The organism is Bradyrhizobium sp. P2_E8, assembly GCF_056403875.1.
In genome coordinates this window covers 1-2509 of record NZ_JBFUES010001042.1, presented here as the reverse complement: position 1 = coordinate 2509, position 2509 = coordinate 1, and the positions used below count along the sequence as shown (strand labels likewise).

Here is a 2509-nt window from a genome sequence, read left to right as displayed (position 1 = left end):
TCTCGTGCACAAGGCCAAAGACCAGAGCTTTCGTTACCGAAAGGATTTGGGCTTACCAGACCAAATCTGCCTTTTCCGACGGCGTCTATATAGTTTCGTCGCACTGGTTCCGCAACGAAAAAAGCAGGACGCTTAACGCCTGCGCGAGCGATGCCGCTCGCGCGACGATTGTTAGCGTGCAGAGGACCGTTGCCGGACTCAGCTAGCGCTTGGCTGGCGGGCCGCTCTTGTTGCCGGGCAGGCCCTTGACGTTCGAGGGATCCTGCTCCTGCACCGACATGTTTTGCGAGCTCGAGCCGACGGTTCCGGTATGCGCGGGCGGGCCGTTCTTGTTGCCCGGGGCTCCCGCGATGCCCGCCCCTGAATTCTGCGCGCTGGGCGAGGTGGCAGCGCCACTGGCGTTGTTGGCGCGATCTCCCGGCATGTTCGCGGCCGAGCCGGGCTTGTCCTGCTCGCCGACATAACCCGAGGCGCCCGAGTTCTGCGTCTTAATGCCCTTGTCGGCCTCACTCTGCAAGTTCTGGTTCGGCGCCGCCTGCTGCGCCATCGCCGGCGCCGCTATGAGCGGGACCGTCATAAGGATTGCTGCCATTGTTGAGCGCATGAGCGTTCTCCTCCATCTGCCCCGTCGCGCTCAACGCTTTGCGAGCCAAAGATTTCCTTTAGGCGCGCGAATAAGCCTGGGGCGCGAACCTAAACAAAAAGGGCACGGCGCGCGCCGTGCCCTTTCGCATTCATCTCGCTTCGTCTCAGCTGTAGATCTCGAACAGGCCGGCGCCGCCCTGGCCGCCGCCGATGCACATCGTCACCACGCCCCACTTCGCCTTGCGGCGCGCGCCTTCCTGGAGCAGGTGGCCGGTGAGACGTGCGCCGGTCATGCCGAAGGGATGGCCGATCGCGATCGAGCCGCCGTTGACGTTGTACTTGGCGGGATCGATGCCGAGCTGGTCGCGGCAATACAGGCACTGGCTGGCGAAGGCCTCGTTGAGCTCCCACAGATCGATGTCGTCGATCTTGAGGCCGGTGCGCTTGAGCAGCTTCGGAATCGCGAACACCGGTCCGATGCCCATCTCGTCGGGCTCGCAGCCGGCGGTCGCCCAGGCGACGAAGCGGCCGAGCGGCTTGAGGCCGCGCTTCTCGGCGTCCTTGGCTTCCATCAGCACCACGGCGGCGGCGCCGTCCGAGAGCTGGCTGGCATTGCCGGCGGTGACGAACTTGCCGGGCCCCTTCACGGGCTCGAGCTTGGCAAGGCCTTCCATCGTGGTCTCGGGCCGGTTGCACTCGTCGCGGTCGACGACGTAGTCGACGATGCTCTCGGCCTTGGTCTGCTTGTCGACGACCTTCATCTTCGACTTCATCGGGACGATCTCGTCCTTGAACTTGTTCGCCTGCTGGGCCGCGGCCATGCGGCGCTGCGATTCCAGCGAGAACTCGTCCTGGTATTCGCGGCTGAGCTTGTAGCGCTCGGCGACGATGTCGGCGGTGTCGATCATCGCCATGAAGATGTCGGGCGCGACCTTGAGCAGCTCCGGATCGATCGATTCCTTCGGCGTGCCGCCGCCCGGCATCGAGATGCTCTCGACGCCGCCGGCGACGATGCAGTCGGCGCCGTCGGAGCGGATCGAGTTGGCGGCCATCGCGATGGTCTGCAGCCCGGAGGAGCAGAAGCGGTTGACCGAGACGCCGGCGGTGGTCTTCGGCAGGCCGGCGAGCAGCGCGGCCTGGCGGCCGATGTTCGGCGCGCCGTGGGCGCAATTGCCGAGGTAGCAGTCCTCGACATAGTCCTTCTCGACGCCGGCGCGATCGACCGCGTGATGGATGGCATGGGCCGCGAGCGACATCGGCGGCGTGATGTTGAACCCGCCGCGGCCGGATTTCGCGAGGCCCGTGCGCGCATAGGAAACGATGACGGCTTCACGCATTGTTTTCTCCCTTGTCGAACGATTTTGAACGGAGCGTCCTGGTCGCCATTGGTACACAAAGTCGGCAGGCTGCGGGAGAAATAAAAACGCCGCCTCCGGTGAGGGAGGCGGCGTTGTTCCGCGGGTCGGAATATATGATACGCGTCATTCCGGGGGCGCGCGCCCCGCTCTATCCACGCGTCATGCCCGGGCKTGTCCTGGGCATCCACGTTCTTCGTGCCGAGCGGCAAGGCGTGGATGGCCGGGTCAAGCCCGGCCATGACGGCAAGTGGCGAGAGCGCGATTAAAACGTCAGCGCCTTGGCCTGCTTGACCTGCGGCAGGGCCAGCACCTTGGCGAGCACGTCGGCCGGCACCGCGCCGTCGACCTCGACCAGCGCGATGGCGTCGCCGCCCTGCTTGACGCGGCCGAGATGGAAGGTCGCGATGTTGAGCTTGGCGTCGCCGAGCAGGCTCGCGAACGCGCCGATGAAGCCGGGCTTGTCCTCGTTGGTCACGTAGATCATCGACTTGCCGAACTCGGCGTCGACGCGGATGCCCTTGAYGTCAACCAATCGCGGCTTGCCGTCATGGTACACGGTGCCGGAG

The 2509-nt window shown here is 65.3% G+C and carries 3 protein-coding genes; all 3 read right to left on the bottom strand.

What is annotated here, in order from left to right:
- Positions 1-202 precede the first annotated feature (202 nt).
- Complete coding sequence (locus AC1D00_RS36350) at positions 203-424, bottom strand: hypothetical protein (RefSeq protein ID WP_477013988.1); 222 nt, start codon at positions 422-424, stop codon at positions 203-205.
- A 325-nt stretch (positions 425-749) separates the two neighbouring features.
- Positions 750-1922 carry a thiolase family protein gene (locus tag AC1D00_RS36345; protein ID WP_135176577.1) on the bottom strand — a complete coding sequence of 391 codons (1173 nt, stop codon included), beginning with the start codon at positions 1920-1922 and terminating at the stop codon, positions 750-752.
- Positions 1923-2205: 283 nt separating this feature from the next.
- On the bottom strand, positions 2206-2509 hold a 304-nt coding region (locus tag AC1D00_RS36340; protein ID WP_477013987.1), incomplete at its 5' end, for an ACT domain-containing protein.

What these genes read in the sequence shown, in the direction of transcription:
- AC1D00_RS36350 (WP_477013988.1), bottom strand. Translation starts at nt 424, where the DNA reads ATGCCGGGAGATCGCGCCAACAACGCCAGTGGCGCTGCCACCTCGCCC.
- AC1D00_RS36345 (WP_135176577.1), bottom strand. Translation starts at nt 1,922, where the DNA reads ATGCGTGAAGCCGTCATCGTTTCCTATGCGCGCACGGGCCTCGCGAAA.